This is a genomic window from Alloalcanivorax balearicus MACL04 (assembly GCF_025532145.1).
Taxonomy (GTDB): Bacteria; Pseudomonadota; Gammaproteobacteria; order Pseudomonadales; family Alcanivoracaceae; genus Alloalcanivorax; species Alloalcanivorax balearicus.
Window position 1 is genome coordinate 46063 of record NZ_ARXS01000013.1, and the last position, 24359, is coordinate 70421.

The 24359-nt window shown below is 59.9% G+C and carries 29 protein-coding genes; 15 read left to right on the plus strand and 14 right to left on the minus strand.

The window, feature by feature from the left end; all coding sequences use genetic code 11:
• Positions 1-283 precede the first annotated feature (283 nt).
• Complete coding sequence (locus tag MA04_RS12245) at positions 284-1147, plus strand: alpha/beta fold hydrolase (protein WP_262460705.1); 864 nt, start codon at positions 284-286, stop codon at positions 1145-1147.
• Here MA04_RS12245 and MA04_RS12250 read toward each other — a convergent pair.
• The 4 genes from MA04_RS12250 to MA04_RS12265 form a co-directional block, all read right to left on the minus strand.
• Positions 1144-2451, minus strand: coding sequence for a short-chain fatty acid transporter (locus tag MA04_RS12250; RefSeq protein WP_262460707.1), 1308 nt, complete (start codon positions 2449-2451; stop codon positions 1144-1146). The genes MA04_RS12245 and MA04_RS12250 overlap by 4 nt on opposite strands.
• 145 nt (positions 2452-2596) lie before the next feature.
• Positions 2597-2932, minus strand: coding sequence for a zinc ribbon domain-containing protein YjdM (locus MA04_RS12255; protein ID WP_163127060.1), 336 nt, complete (start codon positions 2930-2932; stop codon positions 2597-2599).
• 128 nt (positions 2933-3060) lie between these two features.
• Positions 3061-3948, minus strand: a complete 888-nt coding sequence (locus MA04_RS12260) for a haloalkane dehalogenase (protein ID WP_262460708.1) — start codon at positions 3946-3948, stop codon at positions 3061-3063.
• Between the two features lie 65 nt (positions 3949-4013).
• Positions 4014-4463 carry a GAF domain-containing protein gene (locus MA04_RS12265; protein WP_240342807.1) on the minus strand — a complete coding sequence of 150 codons (450 nt, stop codon included), beginning with the start codon at positions 4461-4463 and terminating at the stop codon, positions 4014-4016.
• A gap of 241 nt (positions 4464-4704) precedes the next feature.
• Between MA04_RS12265 and MA04_RS12270 the strand changes: the two genes are divergently transcribed.
• Complete coding sequence (locus MA04_RS12270; protein WP_163127058.1) at positions 4705-5280, plus strand: NADPH-dependent FMN reductase; 576 nt, start codon at positions 4705-4707, stop codon at positions 5278-5280.
• A gap of 187 nt (positions 5281-5467) precedes the next feature.
• Here MA04_RS12270 and MA04_RS12275 read toward each other — a convergent pair whose 3' ends face one another.
• Together MA04_RS12275 and MA04_RS12280 are read right to left on the minus strand one after the other, a co-directional pair.
• Positions 5468-5890, minus strand: coding sequence for a hypothetical protein (locus tag MA04_RS12275; RefSeq protein WP_262460710.1), 423 nt, complete (start codon positions 5888-5890; stop codon positions 5468-5470).
• A gap of 167 nt (positions 5891-6057) precedes the next feature.
• On the minus strand, positions 6058-6573 hold the full coding sequence (locus MA04_RS12280) for a GNAT family N-acetyltransferase (RefSeq protein WP_262460711.1): 516 nt from the start codon (positions 6571-6573) through the stop codon (positions 6058-6060).
• Positions 6574-6640: 67 nt separating this feature from the next.
• On the opposite strand from MA04_RS12280, the gene MA04_RS12285 reads away from it, so the two are divergent.
• Positions 6641-7036, plus strand: a complete 396-nt coding sequence (locus MA04_RS12285) for a VOC family protein (RefSeq protein ID WP_262460713.1) — start codon at positions 6641-6643, stop codon at positions 7034-7036.
• 8 nt (positions 7037-7044) lie between these two features.
• Here the strand turns inward: MA04_RS12285 and MA04_RS12290 are convergent, their stop codons facing one another.
• Entirely contained in the window at positions 7045-7518 is a 474-nt protein-coding gene (locus tag MA04_RS12290; protein WP_163127055.1) for a nuclear transport factor 2 family protein, read from the minus strand.
• 29 nt (positions 7519-7547) lie between these two features.
• Positions 7548-8069, minus strand: a complete 522-nt coding sequence (locus tag MA04_RS12295; protein ID WP_262460715.1) for a TetR/AcrR family transcriptional regulator — start codon at positions 8067-8069, stop codon at positions 7548-7550.
• 219 nt (positions 8070-8288) lie between these two features.
• Between MA04_RS12295 and MA04_RS12300 the strand changes: the two genes are divergently transcribed.
• Positions 8289-8984, plus strand: coding sequence for a glutathione S-transferase N-terminal domain-containing protein (locus tag MA04_RS12300; protein WP_262460717.1), 696 nt, complete (start codon positions 8289-8291; stop codon positions 8982-8984).
• A gap of 18 nt (positions 8985-9002) precedes the next feature.
• Positions 9003-9608, plus strand: coding sequence for a 2-hydroxychromene-2-carboxylate isomerase (locus MA04_RS12305; protein ID WP_262460719.1), 606 nt, complete (start codon positions 9003-9005; stop codon positions 9606-9608).
• Positions 9609-9617: 9 nt separating this feature from the next.
• On the opposite strand, the gene MA04_RS12310 is transcribed toward MA04_RS12305, so the two are convergent.
• Positions 9618-10253, minus strand: a complete 636-nt coding sequence (locus MA04_RS12310; protein ID WP_262460720.1) for a DUF1287 domain-containing protein — start codon at positions 10251-10253, stop codon at positions 9618-9620.
• 112 nt (positions 10254-10365) lie between these two features.
• On the opposite strand from MA04_RS12310, the gene MA04_RS12315 reads away from it, so the two are divergent.
• On the plus strand, positions 10366-11526 hold the full coding sequence (locus tag MA04_RS12315; RefSeq protein WP_163127052.1) for an AAA family ATPase: 1161 nt from the start codon (positions 10366-10368) through the stop codon (positions 11524-11526).
• A gap of 18 nt (positions 11527-11544) precedes the next feature.
• On the opposite strand, the gene MA04_RS12320 is transcribed toward MA04_RS12315, so the two are convergent.
• Both MA04_RS12320 and MA04_RS12325 read right to left on the minus strand, forming a co-directional pair.
• Positions 11545-12492: a DUF481 domain-containing protein gene (locus MA04_RS12320; RefSeq protein WP_163127051.1), complete on the minus strand. Its 948-nt coding sequence runs from the start codon at positions 12490-12492 to the stop codon at positions 11545-11547.
• 123 nt (positions 12493-12615) lie between these two features.
• On the minus strand, positions 12616-13065 hold the full coding sequence (locus MA04_RS12325) for a UPF0158 family protein (RefSeq protein WP_097058273.1): 450 nt from the start codon (positions 13063-13065) through the stop codon (positions 12616-12618).
• Between the two features lie 305 nt (positions 13066-13370).
• Here MA04_RS12325 and lysM point away from each other — a divergent pair, with 305 nt between their 5' ends.
• Positions 13371-13808, plus strand: a complete 438-nt coding sequence (gene lysM, locus MA04_RS12330; protein ID WP_063142116.1) for a peptidoglycan-binding protein LysM — start codon at positions 13371-13373, stop codon at positions 13806-13808.
• A 22-nt stretch (positions 13809-13830) separates the two neighbouring features.
• Complete coding sequence (locus tag MA04_RS12335; protein WP_063142114.1) at positions 13831-14217, plus strand: DUF2780 domain-containing protein; 387 nt, start codon at positions 13831-13833, stop codon at positions 14215-14217.
• Positions 14218-14345: 128 nt separating this feature from the next.
• Here the strand turns inward: MA04_RS12335 and MA04_RS12340 are convergent, their stop codons facing one another.
• Both MA04_RS12340 and MA04_RS12345 read right to left on the minus strand, forming a co-directional pair.
• Entirely contained in the window at positions 14346-15548 is a 1203-nt protein-coding gene (locus MA04_RS12340; RefSeq protein ID WP_262460722.1) for an acyl-CoA dehydrogenase family protein, read from the minus strand.
• A 53-nt stretch (positions 15549-15601) separates the two neighbouring features.
• Positions 15602-16360, minus strand: a complete 759-nt coding sequence (locus MA04_RS12345; RefSeq protein ID WP_063142110.1) for an IclR family transcriptional regulator domain-containing protein — start codon at positions 16358-16360, stop codon at positions 15602-15604.
• A gap of 137 nt (positions 16361-16497) precedes the next feature.
• Here MA04_RS12345 and MA04_RS12350 point away from each other — a divergent pair, with 137 nt between their 5' ends.
• The 7 genes from MA04_RS12350 to MA04_RS12380 all read left to right on the plus strand — a co-directional run bounded on the left by MA04_RS12350 (position 16498) and on the right by MA04_RS12380 (position 23718).
• On the plus strand, positions 16498-17709 hold the full coding sequence (locus tag MA04_RS12350) for a CaiB/BaiF CoA transferase family protein (protein ID WP_262460724.1): 1212 nt from the start codon (positions 16498-16500) through the stop codon (positions 17707-17709).
• Between the two features lie 121 nt (positions 17710-17830).
• Complete coding sequence (locus MA04_RS12355) at positions 17831-18592, plus strand: DUF3348 domain-containing protein (protein ID WP_262460726.1); 762 nt, start codon at positions 17831-17833, stop codon at positions 18590-18592.
• Entirely contained in the window at positions 18589-21108 is a 2520-nt protein-coding gene (locus MA04_RS12360) for a DUF802 domain-containing protein (protein ID WP_262460728.1), read from the plus strand. Before MA04_RS12355 ends, MA04_RS12360 begins: the two co-directional genes overlap by 4 nt.
• Complete coding sequence (locus tag MA04_RS12365) at positions 21108-21749, plus strand: OmpA family protein (protein ID WP_163127046.1); 642 nt, start codon at positions 21108-21110, stop codon at positions 21747-21749. The genes MA04_RS12360 and MA04_RS12365 overlap by 1 nt, the downstream gene beginning before the upstream one ends.
• Positions 21742-22485: a DUF2894 domain-containing protein gene (locus MA04_RS12370; RefSeq protein WP_163127045.1), complete on the plus strand. Its 744-nt coding sequence runs from the start codon at positions 21742-21744 to the stop codon at positions 22483-22485. Before MA04_RS12365 ends, MA04_RS12370 begins: the two co-directional genes overlap by 8 nt.
• 88 nt (positions 22486-22573) lie before the next feature.
• On the plus strand, positions 22574-23206 hold the full coding sequence (locus tag MA04_RS12375; protein WP_163127044.1) for a glutathione S-transferase family protein: 633 nt from the start codon (positions 22574-22576) through the stop codon (positions 23204-23206).
• Between the two features lie 125 nt (positions 23207-23331).
• On the plus strand, positions 23332-23718 hold the full coding sequence (locus MA04_RS12380) for an OsmC family protein (RefSeq protein WP_163127043.1): 387 nt from the start codon (positions 23332-23334) through the stop codon (positions 23716-23718).
• Between the two features lie 11 nt (positions 23719-23729).
• Here the strand turns inward: MA04_RS12380 and MA04_RS12385 are convergent, their stop codons facing one another.
• The gene (locus MA04_RS12385; protein WP_014992733.1) at positions 23730-24293 is read right to left on the minus strand and encodes a DUF6891 domain-containing protein; all 564 of its coding nucleotides are present in this window, start codon (positions 24291-24293) and stop codon (positions 23730-23732) included.
• Positions 24294-24359 lie beyond the last annotated feature (66 nt).

Genomic DNA, 24359 nt, shown 5'->3' on the forward strand with positions numbered 1-24359 from the left:
GGGCTTTCCGGGCAGTTTCCCACAGAGGGGCTACGATGTTGCTGTAGGAGTTTGCCTGCAAATTGGGGGCGCTCCCCAAACATTCGCTTGCAGGCAAGCTCCTACAGCGACTTCGTAGCCATCGCTGAATTCACAAGTCGGCAATGGACCATCCCGGATTCACAGACCAAGCGCCAGAGTCACCAAGATCCGCAAGTCACCGCCGCTCTTTACCTCCCAGGTAATCGCCTCCATCCCTCGAACCGGCTTAACCTTGCTTCGCATACTGACAAATGGTGAGGCGATGGCGGTACAGCAACATTTCATTACCGTTGGCGGTCTCCGGCTGCACTATCTGGAGCGCGGTCAGGGTGAACCTTTGCTGCTTTTGCACGGCTACCCGCAGAATCATCGTTGCTGGCGGCATCAGATTGAGGCGCTGGCCAGGCGCCACCGGGTTGTGGCGCCGGATTGGTTTGGCTGGGGCCAGTCCGAACGCTCTTCGAATCATCAAGCCGATTACTACACCGAGGTGGAGCGCCTGCGCCAACTGACACAGACGTTGGGGCTGGATCACTTCAATCTGGCCGGCCACGACTATGGCGGCTTCCTGGCCCTGGGCTTCGCTCAACGCTATCCACGAAACCTGAAACGGCTGGCGATCATCAATTCCCGGGCACACCGGTCGTTCACACCGGCCTTCTATCGGCTCACCGCCTTTCAATGCTATTGCGCGCGCCGCGCCCTTCTCGCGCTCCTGTTCACCTATGGACCGCTGTACCACTTGCATCGCCGGACACTGCGGAACTATGTGCCTGGCTGTTTCAATGAGGCGGAACTGGAAGATTACATCGGCTGGCTTCGGCATCGCTCAGGACGGCGCTGGTGGACAAGCTTCTTCCGCCACTATGAGGTCGCGCCACGCCGGGAACTGGAGGAAGGACTGGCGAACCTGCGTCTGCCCACGGCAGTGATCTGGGGGGACGCGGACCGCTTCTGCGATACCACCATTGCCCGGGATCTGGCGGCACGAATTCCCAATGCCGAATTGACGATCCTGCCCGGAGTCGGCCATTTCGCCGTGGAGGAAGCACCGGACGCCGTGCTTCGGGCCCTTGAACAATGGCTGGCCCGCCCGAAGACCGGCCAGCCATACCACGACATCTAGAACCAGGTCAGACCGATACTGATCAGTGCCCCGGTAATGATCAGCTGCACCAGACAGAAGCCCATGATGTCCTTCGCCTTGAGACCGGCGATGGCCAACACCGGCAGCGCCCAGAACGGCTGCAGCAGATTGGTCCAGGCATCGCCCCAGCCCACCGCCATGGCCACCCGGGGCAGATCGGCGCCCAGTTCCTGGGCAGCGGGGATCATCACCGGCGCCTGTACCGCCCACTGCCCGCCGCCGGAAGGCACGAAAATATTCACCACGCCGGCGCTGATAAAGCTCCAGAACGGCAAGGAGTCGGCACTGGCAATGGAAACGAAGCCGTTGGAGATGGTGGCGGCCAGCCCGGATTGCGTCATCACCGCCATGATGCCGGCGTAAAACGGGAACTGAATGACGATGCCGGCACCACCCTTGATCGCCTCCTGGAGGCTGTTGAGCAGGCGCCGCGGCGTCTGGTGCAGCACGATGGCCAGGAACAGGAACATGAAGTTGACGATGTTCAGGTTAAGGCCACCGCCACCGGCAAAGTAGTTGATGGCGTAGGCAATACCGCTGAAGCCGATCAGCCAGGCCAGAATCCGGCTGTTTTCCAGATGCTCGGCTGGCCGCGTCACCACCACGTCCGCCTCGGTACCGTCCTTCAGGGTTTCAGCGTCGACGTAATGGCTTTCCTCCTCCGGTGGCAACATCCATCGATTCACCAGCGGTACGGCGATAAACAACATCACCACGATCGCCAGATTGAAGAAGGAGAAAATCGTCTGGCCGGTGCCGATGATACCGATCTGCTCCTGGGTGAAGTGCCCTTCGGTGGCGATGGTCAGGGGAATGGACCCCGCCAGACCACCATGCCAGACGATAAAGCCGGAATAGGCGGCGGCAATCAACAACGGGTAATGCACCCGGACCTGCCGGGCTAATGCCTTGGCGAACAATCCGCCCACCACCAGGCCAAAGCCCCAGTTGATCCAGCTGGCCGCCAGGGCCACGTAGGTCACCAACAAGATAGCCTGCCCCGGTGTGCGGGCCAGTGATGCCAATCGATTGAGAATGCCTTTTACCAGAGGGGTACTGGCGAGCATGAAGCCGGTGACCAGCACCAGCAACATCTGCATGGAGAACGTCAGCAGGCCCCAGAAGCCGTCTCCCCACATCACCATAACGGCATGCGGGGAGTTGCCTTCAACCAGCATCGCGGCGGCAAACGCCACCAGCGTCAGAATCAGTACAAATATATAAGGGTCCGGCAGATAGCGTTCCACCAGACGTACGAAGGGTTTGGCGACAGCATTCAACATGAGGGTCTCCCAGTTGTTATCGTTATTCCGCCAGCGGCGGATTAAACAACAGAATAGGGAACCTACAAACAGCCGCCTACCTCAATTCGACCTTTGACTAAAAAACGGAAACACCCCCCTCGGCGGGGGGGGGTAAACAAAGGAATCAGGCTTTCTTGACGAACTCGGATTTCAGTTTCATTGCCCCGATACCGTCGATCTTGCAATCGATGTTGTGATCACCGTCCACCAGGCGGATATTCCTCACCTTGGTACCGACTTTCACCACCGAGGAGGAACCTTTGATCTTAAGGTCCTTGATCACGGTCACGGTGTCTCCGTCCTCAAGGACCGTTCCATTGGCATCCCGGACCATCGATTCCACATCCGCGCTTTCGCTCTCGGTATTCCATTCATGAGCGCATTCCGGACAGACAAAAAACGCACCGTCCTCATAAGTGTATTCGGAGCCACATTGCGGGCAGGAAGGTAAAGTACTCACTGGCGCATCCTGTTCAGTCTGAAGGGAAGAAGGAACGGCGAATTATGGTTCAGCCGGCATGCTTCCCGGGAGGGCCATGATACTCCGATCACCATAAAACGGCATGTCGATCCACCGGCGGGCGCCGCTTACGAACTGGATAGGGCCTCCAACCAGCGAGCCACCGCCTGCCCGATCTCCACCGGCGAGTCTTCCTGAAGAAAGTGATTGCCGCGCACCGTCACCTCGGTCTGATTCGGCCAGGTGCGGCAAAATTCACGCTGCCGGCCAATCAAAATGGAGCCCGGATCCGCGTTGACGAACAGCTTCGGTAGTGGCGATGCCGCCAGCCAGTCGGCGTAATCCCCCACCACTCGAACCATCTCCGCGGGTTCGCCGTCAATAGGAATATCCCGGGGCCAGTTCAGAGTGGGCTGGCGATCTTCGGCTTTCTGGAACGGCCGCCGGTATTCCGCCATTTCCACTTCGCTCAGGTCACGAATGACCGAGCCCGGCAACACCGCCTCGACAAACAGGTTCCGATTGAGGATCAGATCCTCGCCCTTGTCGGAGCGAAACCCCTTGAAGATGCCCCGTGCCGACTCCGGCCAGTCCTCCCAGGTCACCGGCATGACGATGGCTTCCATATAGGCAATGCCTTTCACCGCACCCGGATGACAGCGGGCCCAATGAAACCCCAGTGCACTGCCCCAATCGTGCACCACCAACGTGACCCGCTGATGACATCCCAGCGCCTCCAGCAAGCCTTCCAGATAGTGATAAGCGGTGTCAAAGCCGTAGACTTCGGCCCCGTCTCCGGCGGGCAGCTTTTCCGAGTCGCCCTGCCCGATCAGATCCGGGGCGATCAGGCGGCCCTGTCCGGCCAATTCCGGCATGACATTACGCCAGAGAAAGGATGATGTGGGGTTACCGTGGAGGAAAACAATCGGATCACCCTCGCCTTCATCCACATAGGCCAGGCGTTTGCCGTGGATAACCTTCTCATGTTTTGGATAAGGAAGTTGTTCTCTGAGCATGATGTCCTCCTGTTATGGTTATTGATGACAACGGCCCCACATTCTCCTCCGCCCTCCCAAGGTACTCAACCCGTTATCCCCGCTACTCCCTGTCGCGCCAGCAGCGCCTCGCGAACATCTCTACCGGCGCGATGTAACTCACGGATATCGTTATGAAAAAAGCTCTTGGCGATCACAGTCTGGATCACCAGCACACCGATCAGTTGATCCTCATTGCGCAAAGGGATCCCCAGGTAACTCTTGAAGCGCTCCTCGCCGGAGTTGGCCACATGGTGGTAATCCGGATGATCGGCTACCTGCCTTGCCACCACCGGCTGACCGGTACGCGCCACCTTACCGGTCAGACCCTGCGAGAACGTCATCCGCGCCCCCAGGGCCTGCGGGTCCAGCCCGCCGCTGGCCACCAATTCCAGCTCACCCGCTTCCGGAAAAGCGAGATATAGACTACAGACGTCCACGGCCAACGCCTGGCGGACCGCTTCCACTCTTTCCTGCATGGTACTTTGATATCCCATCTCCCCCCCCTTTGTTGAGTTCCACTGTCCAAAGCATGAATCAGTGGAGGCAAGTTGCATGCCAGTACCATCGGAGGCATCGGCATCCCTTGTCTTCATTCACCGCTGTCATGCCACTCCAACACCTCGATTTTTTGCGCCTATCACTACAAGAGGCGAGGCCTGCCTTGATCTAAACCTTGCTTCAGGTTTTAGAGTCACAACCACGATACCCATCACACCAACCCACTGGAGTAACAACATGGCCAAACCAGTTCGCATCGCCTTGATCTACGGCAGCATTCGGGAAGGCCGATTCTGCGACACGATCGTTCGCTGGGCAGCCCGCGAGATCGACGGCCACGAAGCCTTCGAACTGGACGTCATCGATCCCTCGCCTTTGTTTCCGGCCCCAACCAACGCGCCGCCGAACGACTCCGCCGCCAATGATCTGCAGCAGCGCCTGCATCGTGCCGACGCCTTTGTGGTAGCCACCCCGGAGTACAATCACAGCTTCAGCGCGCCTCTTAAGCACTTGCTGGACAGTATTTATGGCGTCTGGCAGGCCAAACCGGTAGCGTTCATCAGCTATGGCGGCGTATCCGGCGGCTTGCGGGCCGTGGAGCAATTGCGATTGGTGTTCGCCGAACTGCACGCCACCACCATTCGTCAGGTGGTGAGCTTCCCCAATGCGCCGGAGCAATTCGATAAACAGGGACATCCGCGAGACCCGGAGCGGGCATCACGCAATCTCTGCAAACTGCTGGCACAATTGTGGTGGTGGGCGAGTGCCCTGCGGCAAGCAAGGCAGGAAGAGGCGTATGCGAGCGTGTCGTGACAGTGAGACTGGATTACGAAGCCGCTGTGGGAGCTTGTCCGGGCCGCTGCAAGCGAATACCCGACACCATACACCGCATTCGCCAGCAGGCTAGCTCCCACAGCGGCGTTGTAGCAATTTCTGAATTCATTTCTCCTAGGCCCGCAAACAGGCTTGGGGAGCCTCCCGGACGGCGGGCAACCGAGAACTAGTGTGTGTTCTCATTCTCCTCCTCATCCAGCAACTCCAGGATGAGTTTCTCTCCCCGGTTCATGAACGGCCCCAGTCGTTCCACGAAAAGAACCATTAATTCGCGGTCGCATTCGATCACCGTTCCCACCCACATCTTGAACAGGGCAAAAGCGTAGGAAGCAAAGCGGTCCGTTTCCGCGTATTCATCCTCGCGGCGATTCAGTTCCTCGATATACCCCATCTTCACCTCTTCCGAGGCCATCATGAACTCATCCATGGTGCCGAAGCGGCTGAAGAACAAACCGGAGGCCCGGGCCAGATGAAAGCTCACCGCCTCCTGCGCCACATCATTGGCCTTTTCCAGACGAGTAATGGCTTCTTCAATTTCCGTTTTGAAATCGTCGCGGGTATAGGGGTCTTGCCCATCACTGAATTCCATGGTTCTCATCCCTTAGTTATTCTGTTGTTCCATCATCAAGAAACAGACTGTTTCCTTTTCCCCTTTTAAGCAGCCGCCGGGCTGGTGTCAACAACCGGAAGGGGAACGGCGTCTCGTCAGCAAAAGGGGACACATACTATTTGCGCCGTTCCTGTCATGAGCGGTGACTATGGCTCCGGCACGTCCGTCAGGAAACACTGCCAGTATCCGACATCGATCCAGCGCTCGAATTTGCGGCCCACCGCACGCAAACAGCCGCTTTGCCGGAACCCGACTTTCTCGTGCAGCGCCACACTGGCGGCGTTCGGCAAGGCGATAACCGCCATCACCGCATGCAACCCCTGATGACGAAGTTGCGACAGTAAAGACAGGTACAGACGCTCTCCCAGACCCTGGCCAACCACCCCGGCATCAATGTATACCGTGGATTCAACGCTGAACCGGTAGGCGTGACGATCATGCCAACGGGTGGCGTAGGCGTATCCCGATAATCCACCCGTGGTTTCCGCCACCCGCCAGGGCAATGACGATGCCTTTACTTTCTGGATGCGCCGGGCCATTTCCACCGCCGCTACCGGTTCCGTTTCAAAGGTCGCGATGCTTTCGCGAACGTAATGGTTGTACAAGGACGCCATGGCTTCGGCATCAGCGGGGCGAGCATCTCGAATCACGGTCTCCGGCATTGTCTCCATCCTTCAATGATGACTAGACTGATGCTCCTGATTTTTGCCTTTTTTATCGGAGCGCGCCATGGCACAGGCAATCACTCCCTTTTTGATGTTCCAGGGCAATGCCGAAGCGGCGTTGCGCTTTTATGTCTCTCTGATCGACGATAGCGAGATCATCAGCCTGTCACATTATGACGAGACACAGCCGGAGGCCGCCGGAAGGGTGTATCAGGCCATGTTTCGTCTGGGACAGCAGGTGGTCCGTTGCATCGACTCACCAGTCCCTCATGATTTCGATTTCACGCCGTCGTTTTCCTTCTTCATCGACTGCGACAGCGAAGAAGAGCTGACCTCCCTTTATAATCATTTGTCCGAACAAGGTGAGGTCATGATGCCTTTGGACGATTATGGATTCAGTACTCGTTTTGCCTGGGTCGCCGACCGCTTCGGTGTGTCCTGGCAACTCAATCTGCCCTGACTTTTCGGCTATAGACCCAGATCCGACAAGCCGGGATGGTCGTCGGGGCGCCGTCCCAATGGCCAGTGGAATTTACGCTCCTGCTCGCCAATCGGCAGGTCGTTGATACTGGAGTATCGATGGCGCATCAGACCATCATCGTCGAACTCCCAATTCTCGTTACCGTAGGATCTGAACCAGTTGCCGGAATCATCCCGCCATTCATAGGCATAGCGCACGGCGATGCGACTCTCCGAGAACGCCCATAGCTCCTTGATCAGACGGTATTCCAGCTCTTTGCTCCATTTGCGCTCAAGGAAAGCGCGCGCCTCATCCCGGCCATGCACGAACTCGGCCCGATTTCGCCAACGGGTATCCAGGCTGTAGGCCATCGCGACCTTATCGGCATCCCGGCTGTTCCAGCCGTCTTCCGCCAAACGCACCTTCTCAAGGGCGCTGTCACGGGTAAAGGGGGGCAATGGTGGGCGTGGTGCGGTGGTCATGATCGGTCTCCAGTGGCTTATAAAACGTCTCAATCCTGAATCAACTGGCGCGCCATGCGCGCGGCCCGTTGCGCCGCCCGGTAATCTCCCCCGACCCGAGCGCAGGTAATCGCGCCGTCGAGCAGAATCAACAGGTCCGCGGACGCTGTTTCCACGTCGGTCACCCCGCACTCCGCCAGCACCGAACGAAGATAGTCTCGTAATCGCTGCTTATGGGCCCGGGCCACGTCATGAATGGGACCGGCTGCGACTTCGCCGGCAGCGTTAATAAAAGCACAGCCATTGAAATCATCCCGGGCAAACCAGCCCGTCAATGCGTCGAAGATCCTCTGCAAACGTGGCGGTCCCGGCGGCGCCGTTTCGCATTCCGAGACGAGCCAGCGCATCCAACGCTCGTCCCGCTCACGCAGCGCCTCGGCCACCAGGGCTTCCTTGGTGGGGAAGTACCGGTAAATACTTTTCCTCGCCACGCCGGATTCACGCACGATGCGATCCATGCCGGTGGCGTGAATCCCGCCGCTATAGATCAACTGCTCGGTGACAGCAAGCAACTTTGCTCTCACTGTTTCCGGAGACTCTCTGGTTGATTGCCGTGCTGAAGTGGTCATGACCAAGAGAGTAGAACGATCGTTCTCAATCGTCAACCCGCTCCTCTCATGACGACCATCCTTCGGTCCGTTGCTTTCGCGAAACCGGTGGGAATGTTTTAGATTGGTTTGGTCCCGGCGGCATGCCGCCCATAACCATGACAACAACTGCGGGAGACGCTCGTGCTTGATCTGTACTACTGGCCCACCCCCAACGGCTGGAAAATCACCATCATGCTGGAGGAGTGCGGGCTGCCCTACCGCATCGTGCCGGTCAATATCGGCGCGGGAGAGCAATTCGATCCCACGTTTCTCGCCCTCAGCCCCAATGGCCGGATGCCGGCACTGGTGGATCACGCTCCGGAGGATGGCGGCGAGCCGGTTTCCCTTTTCGAAAGCGGAGCCATCCTGGAGTATCTGGCCGAGAAGAGTGGCCGCTTCCTGCCCGCGGACCTGCGTGGACGCTATCGGGTCAAACAGTGGCTGATGTGGCAAATGGGCGGCTTGGGCCCGATGCTGGGTCAAAACGGTCATTTCCTGTTATACGCACCGGAAAAAGTCCCCTATGCCATTGACCGCTACGGCCGCGAAGCCCGACGTCTCTACGGCGTGCTGGATCACGCTCTTTCTGACACTCCTTGCGTGGCCGGCGACTATTCCATAGCCGACATGGCTATCTTTCCCTGGGTGATGACCCACAAAGCCCAGGGCATCACGCTGGACGACTTTCCCAACGTAGCACGCTGGTTCTCACAGTTGCGGGGCCGCGAAGCCCTGCAAAAAGGCCTGGCGGTGGACAAGGCGCTGCGCCAGAGCACCATGTCCGACGACGCCAAACGAGTCCTGTTCGGCCAGAACCAAACCGCGACCAACGAATAACACCACAAGGATTTCGCCATGATCGAGTTTTACTTCGACTGCTCCAGCCCCTGGACTTATCTGGGCTTCGAGAGCATTCAGACCGTCGCCAAGGCCACCGGCACCAGCATCGAATGGAAACCCATTCTGGTGGGCGGCATCTTCAATACCATCAATCCCTCCGTGTACGCTTCGCGGGAAAAACCAGTACCGCAGAAAGCGAGCTATATGCGTAAGGATCTGCAGGACTGGGCGCGCTATCAGGGGCTGGAGATCAATTGGCCGGAGGTCTTTCCAGTGAACAGCGTCAAGGCCATGCGCGGCTGCCTCTGGCTCGCCCCTCAGGGCAAACTGGTGCCGTTCGCCCGGGCTATGTTCCAGAGCTATTGGCGTGACGGCAAGGACATCGCTCAGGACGACCAGTTGATTCCGATTCTGGACCAGCTGGGCGTGGACCGGGAGGCTTTCTTCGCCGGCATCCAGGAACCCGGCATCAAGGACCAGCTGCGCGAGAATACGGAGGCCGCCATGCGACGGGGAGGCTTCGGTTCACCGACGATTTTCGTCGATGGTGATGACATGTACTTCGGCAATGACCGGATGCCGTTGATTCAGGCCGCCATTGAGCGACGACAGGGCCGCTGAGACGTCACCTCAGCGGGCATCCCCATTCAAGGCCTCCTGGCTGGGAAGCCGGATATAACGGTAATGCCCGGTGATGGGATAAGAGAACAGCAGATTCTCCAATTGCGGTCCGCGCCCGATGTTATGAACGATCAAGGGACGGCCGCTATCGGTGGAACGTTGCCCGGTCACCACGCCGATATGCGGAAGATTTCCGGGCAGCATCCAGGTGACCAGATCACCAGGGCGATAGGCTTCGGCCCGGTCGGAGACCGGCAGCGCCGCCCCCTGACGTTCGAAGAACGTTTGCAGATTGGGCACTCGCCGGTGATCGATATTGGGATCGGGACGGCGCAATCCCCAGTGGTTCGGATAAGCGTCGAAAGCTCGCTTCATGTCCTCATGTACCAGACGCTGCAGATCCACCCCCGTCTTGCGATAGGAGCGAATCACCACATCCGTGCACACGCCGATATTGTCGGGCACATCACCGTTGGGATAGTCGATACGGCGATAGCCGCCGTCATAGGTGACGGACACCCGGGTGCGTGCCATGGCGGCATCGACCAAGGCCGTCACGAAGGCGGACTCCGTCGAGGGTTGAGCCACTACCGACAATGGCATCGCCCCCAACAAGGCACTCACAATGATGGCAACGGTTTTCATGGGCGCCAGCATAGCACGGCGCCAATGATGCGGAAGGCCCGCTTCCACCGCCTTGAATCAGCGCCGGGATTCCCTTTTACTGGCCTCTCCCCGCTACCAGGAACCGTCCGGCATGCTGACCACGCTGGCCATTGGCAACTACCGTTCCGTTCTGAATCTGACCGTGCCACTGAGCCCCCTCAATGTGGTCACCGGAGCCAATGGCAGCGGTAAATCCAATCTTTATCGCGCCCTGCGATTGCTGGCCGCCACCGCGCGTGATGACGTGATCGCCGCCCTGGCCGCCGAGGGCGGGCTGGAATCCACGTTCTGGGCTGGACCGGAGACCCTCACCAAAGGCATGCGCAACGGCTCGGTGCCGGTGCAGGGCGGGCCTCGCCAGCACAGCCGCCGCCTGCGTCTCGGATTCAACGATGAGGACTATGGCTATCTGATCGAGCTGGGTCTGCCGAAACCGGACGCCACCACCGCCTTCAATCTGGACCCGGAGATCAAACGGGAACTGATTTGGGCCGGCTCCGGCTATCGTCCGGCCACGGCGCTGGTGGATCGCCGCGGCCCGCTGGTGAAAACCCGGGGAGAAGGCCCCTGGCAGGTTATCAGCGAACACCTCAACAGCTTCGACAGCCTGTTCAGTCAGGTGGCCGACGCCCGCACCACACCGGAGGTGGTCACCCTGCGCGAGCGGATTCGCGGTTGGCGCTTCTACGACCACTTTCGCACCGATCAGGACGCCCCCGCCCGGCAGGTCCAGCTGGGCACCCGTACCCCCGTGCTGCATCACGACGGGCGCGATCTGGCGGCGGCCCTGCAAACCATTCGGGAAATCGGCGATGCCCGGGCGCTCGACAGTGCCATCGAGGATGCCTTTCCCGGCGCGCGCCTGGCCATCGTTCCCCTGGACGACGGCCGGCTCAAGATCGCCTTCCACCAGTACGGCCTGCTCCGTCCGCTGACAGCGGCGGAGCTGTCCGATGGCACACTGCGTTATCTGCTTTTGATCGCGGCCTTGCTGACACCCCGGCCGCCCTCACTGATGGTTCTGAACGAACCGGAAAACAGCCTGCATCCGGATCTGCTCCCGGCCCTGGCGCGATTGATTGCCCGCGCCAGCCGCCACAGTCAGGTGTGGGTGATCAGCCATGCCAGCCGCCTGGTGGCGGCTCTCAATCAGGCACCGGACTGCCATGGCGTGGAATTGGAAAAAGAACTTGGGGAAACCCGCATCATGGGCCAGGGACTGCTGAATACCCCCAGGTGGAATTGGCCCTAGTTCAGCGCACCAGCCCACTCACCAACCGATGCCCAGGCCGAGACTGTAGTCGGTTTCATCCAGGTCCTCGGAGAAGTCCTTCACCAGATCGGTTTCCACTTTCATGCTCAGTGAAGCCCAGTCGGTGAGCCGGTAGCGCACTCCGAATTCCGCATCCACGGAATACCCCTCCACACCACTCAGAGCCTTGCCGACACTGCCGCGGCTGAACAATTCGAAGGTTTTGCCCACCAGATACCGGTTGTAATCCCATTGCATGCCCAGCGCGTAGAAGGCCTTGTCGCTCCTCTCCGCGTAGGAGAACTGGTTGTAACTGAGCAACCACGCCAGGGAAAAAGCCCCCAGTTCATTGTCCCAGAACTGGTAACCTGGTCCCGCTCCCAGGGAACGGCGCCGACGGACATTCTCGAACCAGTCGCGCTGGTATTCGTAGCGGGTCTGCCAGAACCGGCTCTCGGTGACGAAGCGGTCCAGCGCGTACTTGGCGCTCCAGTCCTGCTCAATACGCACATCGTCACGGAACTTGCGGTTGTAGTCCGCCTGCAGGTTATGCCGCCAGGGCCCGTGCCGGGCTTGATTGTTCAGGGCCAGGTCGAAGTCGTCGGTGTCCCGCTCAGCCCGCTCATAATTGATGTCGAATTCCAGATCCCCGGTCCATTCCAGATCCTGAAGGAAGGGCTTGGGGCGCAACATACGGGTAACACTGGCCAGTTCCACCGTGGTTTCTTCTCCGTTGCTGACCACGATCCGACCGGGTTTCCCCGCCGCCACGGTCTTACTGACCTCACCATTACCCCCCGGCCACTTCACCAGCAACTCTTGATCACTCTGCAGCGTGCTGATCATCTCCCGATCAATGGGCACCGAGCCGGCGTAGGATGTCTCCAGCAGCAACTTGGTACTGTCCATCAGCACGATCTCGCCGGTGAGCCGGTCACCGTTCTTCAACCAGACGGTGTCGCCCATAGCGCCAGCACTGAGAAATATGAGAGCCGCAAAAAAACAGGATAGACGCAGCGGTGCCAATCTCACGGGGTCGCCTTGGGAAACAGGATTGTCATTATCACCGGAACGAGGATCAACCTCCGCTTAATCCTCGTATTCGATCCCCTCCGAGTCCATCCAAGCCCCCAACATCTCCTCCAACGCCTCGTCCCTGAACCGGTGCCATGCATCCTCCAGGCCGAGATCAAAGACCAGCGACTTGAAGCGGCGAAAGGCACCGCGGCCTCTGATCGCATCCTCAAGCGCCTCGCTGTCCCTGCCAGACGTCACCGACCAACAGAACTTCTCCATGACATGATACTCATCAAATTCCCATTGATCCGGCATTGGCACGTATTGGTCCGAGGACAACACTTCGCGGATCTTAGGCAATATCTCCTTGAGCCAGTCAGGGCCGTCGGGATCCGGCTCTTCCGCTTTCTGGGCCTCCTCATTCATAACCGGGAAGACCTCCCCGGTTTCTCTATGCATATAACACTGAAACTCATCACCGGCATGCCATTCTCTGGCAACGTCTTTGAGCGATACAGTCATAGTCTCCTCCTTTTAATCTCCGGAGGGTTCTCAACGTCTAATGAAAACCCGCAGTTTCTTTGCGGTGGTCACGTCCCTGATCTCCTCTGCCACCGGCATCAGCAATCATCGCAATTCAGGCTCCATCGATCCGCCGACCATAACCCAACAGTTGCATAACCTGAAGAGCGGTCACGAGACAATCACAAAATAGTGTTGAATTACGGTAAGAAAAGATCACCCGGCATGGTGTTTGCCATGCCAATAGGGAAATAATCAAGCCCTGGCCCCGAGCCTGACCCACCTTAATGTATGAGGAATGCAACATGGATCTGTTCAGCTTTGCGAAAAACATCGGTAAGAAACTGTTCGGTAGCGATGACACGGACGCAGCCGACAAAATCAAAGCACACATTCTGGAGGACAATCCCGGCGTATCAAACCTGGAGGTGAAATTCGCCGACGGCTGCGCCACGCTCAGTGGCGATTGCGAGAACCAGGCGGCCAAGGAAAAAGCCGTGCTGCTGGCCGGCAACGTTGAAAACGTGGAAAAAGTGGAAGGGGACGCCCTCACTCTGCCGGCGGAAGCGGCGGTGGAAGAAGTGGAGTACTACGAAATTCAGAAAGGCGACACTTTGTGGAAAGTGGCCAGCCAGTTTTACGGCGACGGCAACAAATACACCGCCATCTTCGAAGCCAACCGTGAAGTGATCAAGGATCCTGACCTGATCTACCCCGGCCAGAAAATCCGTATTCCAAAATAAACGCTGGCAAGGAGACAAGGCCATGGACCTGATCAACCAACTGGTATCCACTCTCGGGGTCAGTGGCCAGCAAGCCGAAGGCGGTACTGGCCTGCTGATGAAACTGGTGAAAGACAATCTCTCCGGCACCGACTTCGGCCACATTCTCGGCGCCGAACCCAAACTGGAAGGGATGATGTCGCAAGCCCCGGAAAGTGGCGGAGATTCCTTGCTGGGCATGGCCGGAGGCCTGCTCTCCAGTATGGGCAGTGACAAACTGGCGGGGCTGACACAAATCGCCGGCGGCATGCAAAAGCTGGGATTGGACAAGGATACCCTGGTGCAGTTTATTCCGGTGATCCTGCAGTATTTCCAGAAACAGGGACAAGGCGATATCGCGGGTCTGATTCAGAAAGCATTGCCGTTCTGAGACAGCAGGCTCCGGTAATACGCACACGCCTTCGTTAAAGGGCCATTGCGTTCCATAAAACGGGACTACGAAGCCGCGGAAGGAGCTTGCCTTGCAAGCTCCTTCCGCGGCCTTCCTCACCACCGGCGCTACAACATTCCCACGAACCGGTTACGCATGGCGTGCCGGGTGGCGTCCTTGATACCCAGGGAATCCTCACCAATCAACACCCGCTGCACGTTCTCGGAGCCCTCCCCCACCGTCAGCATGTCGATGTAGGCGTTAATCTTCTTGACCGGGTATTCCGCGGTCAGGGCATTGCCACCCAGGACTTCCCGCGCCACATCCCCAGCCAGACGCGCCGCCTGAGTGGCGAAGTATTTGGCACGGGACGCCACCCGCGTCGACACCCGCCCCTGGTCCATGGTCCAACCCACGCGCAGGGACATCAGCCGCGCCGCCTCCACCGCCACCGTGGCATCGGCGATACGCTCCTGAATCAATTGGAAGCGGGCGATCGGCTTACCGCCGATGATGCGCTCGTTGGCGTAGTTCCGCGCCAGCTCCAGAGCGGATTGCGCCAGACCGGTCAACCGTCCGCTGACCGTCAGACGGCCGTACTCCAGAGCGTTCATGGCGATACGAAAACCCTCTCCCTCTTCCCCCAGACGGTTCTCCACCGGCACCACGAAGTCATCCAGAAACACGGTGCAACTGCGCAGCGATCTGGACAGGCTGGGCAATTCGATGGGCTGTGCGCTGTAGCCCTCGAATTGTTTCGGCTGCACGATGAACGCGGTGATACCGGTATGTGCCGGATCGGCGTGCGGATCGGTTTTGGCGAACAACACGCCCACATCGGTGGCATGGGAAAAAGTAATCCACATTTTCGAGCCGTTCAGGCGGTACACGTCGCCATCACGCCTGGCCACGGTGCGCATTGAACCGGCCGGATCGGAGCCACTGCCTTCTTCGGACAAGGCGAACATGCCGATCTGCTCACCGGCGATCAACCCTGGTACGAATTGCCGCGCCTGCTCTTCCGTGCCCCAGTTATAGATGGTGTAAGGGCAGGTCATCGATTGCATGTTCATGGCGTAACCGAATTCCGGCGCCAGCCGGGAAATTTCCTCGGCGATCACCGACACCGCCAGAAAGCCGGCGGCACTTCCGCCCAACTCTTCCGGAAAAGGTGCGCCGAACAGGCCGGCCTTTCCCATCTCCCGAATCAACGGATAGGCGAATTCCTCACGCTCCTCAAAACCCTTGATGCCGGGAATCAGGTGCTTTTCACAAACATCGGTGACCGCATCACGCAGTGTCACCAGTTCTTCAGGCAGATCGAAATTCATGGTGTCTTCCTATATTAAATCGTCATACGCACAATGACGGTCAGCCATCAGCTTCAGCCTCGATGGCGTTGTTCTATATCCCGGGCGGCGGCGGTAAGCAGCGGAACGTATTTCTGCTCCAGTTCCGTCAGAGACATGACCTGGGCGGGCACAATAATGTTGAAGCAGCACACCACCTGATCGTCATGCCGTACCGGCACCGCCACCGCCCGAATGGTTTTCATCAACTCCTGATTACTGGTGGCATAGCCTTGTTTACGCACCTTTTTAATCAGCTTTTCCAGCTTGTCACGGCTGTCCGCCAGAACCTCATCCGGCTCCTGCAGCGGGGCCAGGAGATCGAGAATCGCCGCTCTCTCCGCATCCGGACAGAACGCCAGATAGGCCCGCCCCAGAGCAGTACTGGTCATCGGTACCCGTGACCCCACCGAACGGTTGATCGAGAACGTACCGGGCTGACGATTGGTGTCGGCGATCACCATCTTGCCGTGCTGATAAAGAGCCAGATCCGAAGGCCAGCCGGTTTTTTCCCGCAATGTCTTCAGAACCGGCGCGGCCACCGCCAATAACGCCTGATCAGGGCGGAAGTTGTTGGACAGGGACAGTACCCGCGCGGTAACGATGTAACGCCGAGCGTCGTTCATTACCGAGATGTAGCCGGCATGCACCAGGGTTTCCAGCAACCGTACCGTGGATGCCTTTGGCAATCCGGTGTCCTCGGTAATCTCTCGCAGACTCGCCGGCCCCAACCGGTTGACCGCTTCCAACACTTTCAACCCTTTCAGAACCGCGGACACCGGTGCGTATGCCATCTTCCTCTCTCATGGTTTCCTTGTAGGTTCACCAGATGAACCTTTGATTCAAAATAGCGTTGCACAAAGAAGCAGCACCATGCAAGACTGAAAAAACAAGATCGTCGGCGCCCGGCGCCGTGCCGTAAGGAGATCTCATGTTCGAATTACTGAAGGGCATCCGGGTGCTGGATCTGAGCACCGTGGTACTCGGCCCGTTCGCTTCCCAGCTTCTTGCCGACCTGGGCGCCGACGTGATCAAGGTGGAGGCACCGGAAGGAGACATCTTTCGCGCCGCAGCGCCAGCCCGGCACACTGGTATGGGCGCCGGCTTTCTCAATCTGAATCGAAACAAACGTTCTCTGGTCATTGATCTGAAAACCACCGAAGGCCAGGCCACACTGCACAAACTGATCAAGGGCTCCGACGTGCTGCTTCACAACGTGCGCCCGGCCGCCGCACAAAAACTGGGCATCGACGACACCACCGTACGGAGCCTGAATCCCCGCCTGGTGTACTGCGCGGCGGTGGGCTTCGGCGGTGATGGGCCTTATGCCGATGACCCGGCCTATGACGACATCATGCAAGCCATCAGCGGACTGGCCTCCCTCAACCATACCCCCGATTCACCCCCGGCCTTCGCCCCCACTGTCCTGGCCGATAAAGTAGCCGGCCTTTACGCCACCATCGGCATCGCCGCCGCGCTGCTGCACCGCGAGCGCACCGGCCAGGGCGGATCGGTGGAAGCGCCCATGTTCGAGAGTCTGGTGTCTTTTCTATTGGCGGAGCACCTCAGCGGCCACGTGTTCCAGCCTCCGCTAGGGTCATTGCGTTACGACCGGCTTATGACGCCTTACCGCCGCCCCTATCGCACCGCCGATGGCTATCTCGCCGTGCTGCCCTACACCTCACGTCACTGGCAGCGCTTCCTCGGCCTGGTCGGCCGTCATGATCTGGCGAACGCGGACTGGGTGCTGGATCCCTCACGTCGCAGCGAGCGCATTGGCGAACTGTATCAAGTGGCGGCGGAATGCATGCCCGCACAGACCACCGCCTACTGGCTTGCCGCGCTCAAGGAGCAGGACATTCCCTGTGGCCCGGTGAACACCTTGGAGGATTTGCTCGACGATCCACATCTGCAGGCGGTGGATTTCTTTCAGGAAATCGATCACCCCAGCGAAGGCAAACTACTGGGTACCCGGCACCCGTTGCGCTTCATCGGGGCCGTCACCCACCCCGACCGGCCGGCGCCGCGGCTCGGGGAAGACAGTCAAAGTGTGCTGGCCGACGCCGGATTCAGTGACGCTGAGATCCGTGCTTTGCGGGCCAGAGCCGTGGTCAGCATGCCCGCCGCCAACGATCCCGGCTGACCGTCAAACCGACTCAGGCATCCGCAGGATTGGTGGGGCCGCCGCAGTTGATTAGAATGGGCGGTTTCCCGTCGCGCCAGGCGACGGCATGGTCATACCTTTTTCCTAGCCACGGCGGCCCATGAGCAACAACACGCACAGGACGCAAAAAAAAGCGCAACCGGCCCCTCCCAGCGCCAGATTGGTACAGCTGGTGGCCGCACTGGGCAACGGCACCGGCCTTGATGCTCACGCCTGCTTCGCGGAGCGCATGGGCCGGTTGTTCGATCTGTCCGATACCATTGCGCTGGACGCCGCCTATAAGTACCAGTCCATGGGGCCATTCCGCCCCGAAGAAGGTCTGACGGAGCGTCTGCGGGCGGACTTCAACCAGACCCGTGACACGCTCCTCAACGGCATCACGCTGAGTTTCGACCCCGGCGACGCCAAGGTGAAGCTGCGACTGCCGCAGACCATCGAAACGCCACCGGTGTTCAAACCCTATGAACGTTTTTACCTGTCCCATCAGAGGCAGCTGATCACCGCTATCCAGTATCTTCGGCAACGTCTCCGCGACGGCTTCACCGCCCAGAATCACACTCTCGCCCAGCTCGCCGTGCTCGACACGGTGTTCGACAATACTCTGGCCAGCTATGGCCGTTACTGCTTCGGCGCCATACCGATGGTCCTGGGCAAGCGCTTTCGCTCCCTTTGGCGGGCGCACCGCAACCAACAACAGGAAGATCAGCCCGATCCGATGGACGCCTGGGTGGCGCCGGGGGGCTGGTTACACCAGTTTCGACAGGAAATGCAGACGCTGCTGCTGGCCGAGCTGGAAACCCGTTTGGAACCGGTGCAAGGCCTGCTGGACGCATTGAATCACGAGGAACCACTCCCGCAATGACACGTTTTCTTTTCGCGCTGACCTTCATTCTGGGCGCCATCACGGTGATCTGGGTGGGCCTGGGCTTTCTCGGCACCGACCTGGTGGCATTGACCGCCATCTTGCTGATCGCACTGGTTTACGGCCTGGGCTTCCTGGAACTGCGGCAGTTCCGCCGCGCCACCGATCAATTGCGCCAGAGCCTGGGACAACTGCCGGGCAGCCCGGACAGTCTCGGCCAATGGCTCGCCGGCTTGCCCGCCTCCCTGCGTAACGCGGTGCGCCGCCGGGTGGAAGGCGAACCGGCCGCCCTGCCCGGTCCGATGCTGACCCCCTACCTCTCCGGCCTGCTGGTCATGCTCGGCCTGCTCGGCACCTTCATCGGCATGATCGTGACCCTGCGCGGTGCGGTTACCGCTCTGGAAGGCGGCAGCGAGCTGCACGCCATCCGTAATGCTCTGGCCGCGCCGATCAGCGGCATGAGTCTGGCGTTCGGCACCTCCATCGCCGGTGTCGCCAGCTCCGCCATGTTGGGCCTGGCCGCCGCCCTGAGCCGCCGTGACCGGATTCTGACCGGCCGCGAGCTGGACGGTCATATCGCCACGGAACTGCGTGCGTTCTCGATCGGCCAGCAACAGCGCGATACTTACCAGGCGTTGCGAGAGCAGTCCGCCGCCTTCCCCGAAGTAGTTGCCCAACTCGGTCATCTTGCCGAACGCATGGAACACATGAGCGAGCAGGTCAGCGACGCTCTGACGCAAAACCAGGAGCAGTTCCATGACAACGTCAGCGGCCACTACCAACAACTGGCCCGCTCGGTCGGCGAGACCCTGAAACAAAGCCTGGCGGACAGCGGCCGCATCGCGGCGGAGAGTACCCGCCCGATCGTGGAAGCGGCCATGGCCCGTCTGGGGCAACAGGCGGAAAGCACCCACAAGGCGCTCAGCGAGATCAGCGAGCGCCAACTCGGCGCCCTGGCGGAACGCTTCCAGACCACCACCGAACAAGCCGCCTTGCATTGGCGCCAGGGGCTTGCCGAACAACAGCAGAACAGCGGCAAGCTGGCCGCCGATATCGACGCCGCGCTCAAGGCGCACAACAACCGCTTCGAACAACACAGCGGCGAGCTGCTGGCACAGACCCGGGAGCACCACCAGCAACTGCGCGAAGCCGGCAAGGAGCAACTGTCGGAGCTGGCCGAGCGCTTCCAGGTCACCACCGAGCACGCCGCCCGGGCTTGGCAATCCGGCCTCGGCGAGCAGCAACAATACAGTCGCCAGCTGACAGAACAGGTAGCCGAAGCGCTGCAGGCGCACAGCGAACGCTTCCGTGAACAAAGCGATCTCCTGTTGACTCAGGCGCGGGAGCATCATCAGCACTTGCAGCAGGCCAGTGAAACACAATTGACGGCTCTGGCGGAGCGCTTCCAGACCACCACCGAGCAAGCGACGGGACTGTGGCGCGATGGCCTGAAGCAACAGCAGCAAGCCAACGTTCAACTGGCGGACACCCTTGGCGCCACGCTGAAGGACCACAACGACACCTTCCATCAACACAGCAAGGCGTTGCTGGACCAGACTCGCGAACACCACCAGCAACTGCAAAGCACCGGCGAACGTCAGCTGGCGACACTGGCCGAGCGCTTCCAGGCCACCACCGAACAAACCGCCGAGCATTGGCGCCATGGTCTGGATCAACAGCAGCGCTCCGCCGCGGGCCTGATCGAAAACATCACCCAGACCCTGCAAAACCACAACGAGCAATTCCAGAGCGCCGCCGAAACGCTGATCGTGCAACAGCGCAACGGCCTGGAGAAACTGATGGCGGACACTGGCGAGGCCCTGTCCGGGCTGCGTGATGAAGAAGCCCGGCGCGGCGAAACCGCCACCGCGCGACTGGCGGAACTGGAAACCACGGTTACTCGCCATCTCGGCGACCTGGGCGCGGCTCTGGAAGCGCCCATGACGCGTCTGATCGAAACCGCTTCGGAGACGCCCAAGGCCGCCGCCGAGGTAATCAGCCAGTTGCGCGAGGAGATGGCCCGTGGCAGTGAACGCGACAACGACATGCTGGAGGAACGCCGACGCATCATGGCGGAGCTGGAAACCCTGCTGGCCGCCCAGCGTGAAGCCGCCACCGCCCAGCGCGAGGCAGTGGAAAGTCTGATCCGTGATTCCGGCGATGTTCTCAAAACCGTCAGCGACGCCTTCTCGCAACAGGTGGACGAACAAAGCCGCAAGCTGGATGAAGTGACGTCCGACGTCACCGGCGGCGCCCATGAAGTGGCCAGCCTCAGCGAGGCGTTCTCCGTCGCCGTGCAACTGTTCAGCGACGCCAATGACAAGCTGATGGATCACCTGCAACGGGTGGAAGCCGCTCTGGAGCAGGCCACCACACGCAGCGACGAACAGCTGGCTTACTACGTGGAGCAAGCGCGGGAAGTCATCGACCTGAGCATGACCTCGCAGAAAGATGTGCTTGAAGCGCTTGGCGCGGTGCGCCAGCAGTCGGCCACCAACGGCAACGGAGCCGTCTGATGGACGAGCTGCACGACAGCCAGGCCCAGGCCACGCCGGTATGGGCCATCTTCTCCGATCTGATGGCGGCGCTGGTGGGTATTTTTGTGCTGATCACGGTGTGGGTGATCGGCATCCAACTGGAGCTGAGCCAGTCCCTGCAACAGGAAAAAGCCCGCCGCCAGGTGGAGGAACAGCGCCGTATCGCGCTGGAAGACGCCCTGCGGGATCCGCTCTCCAGCGGCCGTATCACTTTCCATAACGGCCGCATCGGCATCAGCGGGAGCGTGTTGTTCGCGCTCAATTCCGATGTCCTGCAACCCCAGGGCGAAAAGTTGCTGAGCAGCCTGGTGGAACCGCTGCGGAATTATCTCAGCGAACATGACGAGTTGCTGATGGTGAGCGGCTTCACCGACGATCTGGCGATCCAGAAAGGGAATTCGCGTTATCAGGACAACTGGGGGCTTTCGGCGCAAAGGGCGCTTACCGTCACCCGCACCCTGATCGCCCAGGGCATGCCAGCGGATCGCATTTTCGCCGCCGCTTTCGGCGACAATCAGCCGGTGGTTCCAAACCAGAGCGAGGCCTCCCGCGCCCAGAACCGTCGGGTGGAGATCACCACTGTACCGCGCCAGAGCAATCAGGCAGAGAACAATGAGTGACGTCACCGGCTCACCCACACCGCTGGAACGTCTTGCCCGGTTACGTGACGACCACGCCGACCGCTACGACCCGGTGCGTTTCCGTTATCTGGAAGCCCTGGCGCGACGGATGGCGGAGAGCCAGCGGACACCATCACCGGCGCAACAGGACAAATTGCAGCAGGCGCTGACGGACTATCAAACGCGCTTCGAAGAAGCGCGGGAGGCGGCCCGGGTACGGCGCGCCGCTTTGCCTTATGACACTCTCGACGACGCGACACAGGCACAGTTGGATCACCTGTTCGAAAGCGGTGACTTGCGCACTTTCCAGCGCCTCGCCGAGCAGCAGGTACGGCAATCACCCTCACCGCTGGTGGCATTGCTGGAAGCACTGCAGAACAGCGATATCGCAGACGAAGGCGCCGACAACACGCCTTTGGATTCCCTGCTAAGAGACCACCCCAACCTGTTTCAGAAGATCGCCGGCAAAGGGCGCCGCAACATCCGTCCCCTGACATCGCCACGGGAACTCAAGGCCCTGCGCCAACTGCGCGCCACCCGCGCCCGCCTGCATACCCAAAAGCGCATCGACCACGCCATCGCCCAGACACCCGGCGACGCCGGCCCGCTCAATGCACACCGCCTGGTCACCCGAAGCGTGGAAACTCTGCGCGGCCTGTCACCGGACTATCTGAATCACTTCGTCAGTTACATGGACACCCTGCTGGCACTGGAGAAGGTGGCAAAGAAGGGCTGACGTTCCGCCCGGCAACACTGCTGCCATTATCTGACAGGAGACACACTTACACTCTTCTTCCAATCAATAACGACACGGAGAGGATTGCATGAGTCAGGATCTGGTCTTCTATACCAATCCCATGTCTCGGGCGCGGGTGGCGCGCTGGATGCTTGAAGAAGTGAACCAGCCCTACCGCACCCATGTTTTGTCGTTCGGTTTGGGGATGAGAGACGCGGACTATCTGGCGATCAACCCGATGGGGAAGGTACCCGCCCTGGTGCACGGCGACACCGTTGTCACCGAAGTCTCGGCGATCTGCACCTATCTGGCCGATGCCTTCCCGCAAGCCGGACTGGCACCGGCTCCGGCCAGCCGGGAGCGGGGCGCTTACTATCGTTGGCTGTTTTTCATCGCCGGCCCGTTCGATGCCGCCTGCACCAACCATGTGCTGGGTTTCGAGATCGGCAACGATGCCAAGAAGGCGGCCACCGCCGGATACGGCACGCTGGACCGGGTACTGAATACGCTGGAAAACGAACTACGCTGGCGCGATTACCTGGTTGGAAAGCGATTCACCGCCGCCGACCTGCTCGCTGGCGCTTACCTGGGTTACGAGATGGCCGTCGGCGCCATCGAAAAACGGCCGGTGTTCGAACGTTACTGCGCCAATCTGATGGAGCGCCCCGCTGCCATCAAGGCACAGCAAATCGATAATGATCTGGCTTCCCACGCGGTCTGATTCAAAGCGCCCCTCTCTCCGGAATCTCACCGGAAAAAAGCATTCCAGCGGAGAGGGGCATTCCCGATACCGGCACGGCTGTGGCACAGTAAGAGCACTGTTCGCCCACCGCCAAGGAGACCGCAATGGCCAAGGTATCGGTATACAGCGACACTCACTATCAGCAGCATATCCACGCCCGCCACCATCGCCTTCAGGCTGATGAGGGCGCCGATCTGGGCGGAGAGGACAGCGGCCCCAATCCCTACGAACTTCTGCTCTCCGGCCTGGGTGCCTGTACCTCCATTACCCTGCGCATGTACGCCGATCGCAAGGGCTGGGATCTGGGAGAAATCAGCGTGCACCTGCACTTCCGTCGCGACGAAGGCGGCAACGAGTTCATCGACCGGACACTTTCCTGCAGCAGGGAGCTGACCGACGAGCAACGGCAGCGGCTGCTGGAGATCGCCGCCAAGACCCCGGTGACCAAGACCGTGGGACGGGGCACTCCCATCGAAAGCAAATGGCAGTAACACGCGCTGGCTTAGCGACGCTGCCAATCCATATCGGGAATGAAGATACGATGGGCGAAGGTACCATCCCATTGCACATCCAGGCCGGCTTTGGTGAGTTCCTCGACAATCAGCGTGCCCACCACTGGCCCCTCCGTCTCTTCATGCACCGGGTCCATGGGGCCGAAGGCCAGATATAGACCACCGCCGGATACCACGCATTCCAGATCCTGACCGTGGTAAAAGCAGTAGCCGCTAACGCTGTCCTGCTCAGGGTGTTCAGAGAACACCTCCTGAACGTCGGCATAGCCGTCATCCTGCGTGTACCCGGCATTATGCAAGGCAATCACACCCCGCTTATTGAGCGCCAGGAACGCCTGCTCCAAACGGTCGCAATCCGTTACCGCCGGCCATTGGCGCTTTTCCCGTTCCAATTCACTGAAAGCGGCGTCCACGGCCTGCTCCACCGCTTGTTCGTCCAGTTCTCCCGGTTCATACATCTCCTCACACAGGATCTCGATGATGTCATCACGCTCATCGAACCCGCCGCGCACCAAGGCCCGTATTTCACCCAGCGTATCCACTGAAAGAGACATATTCGTTCCCTCCTCGGGAGCGATTGGCCACGCCATGCGACGTGGAGGTTAGAGTTTTTGCCTTAC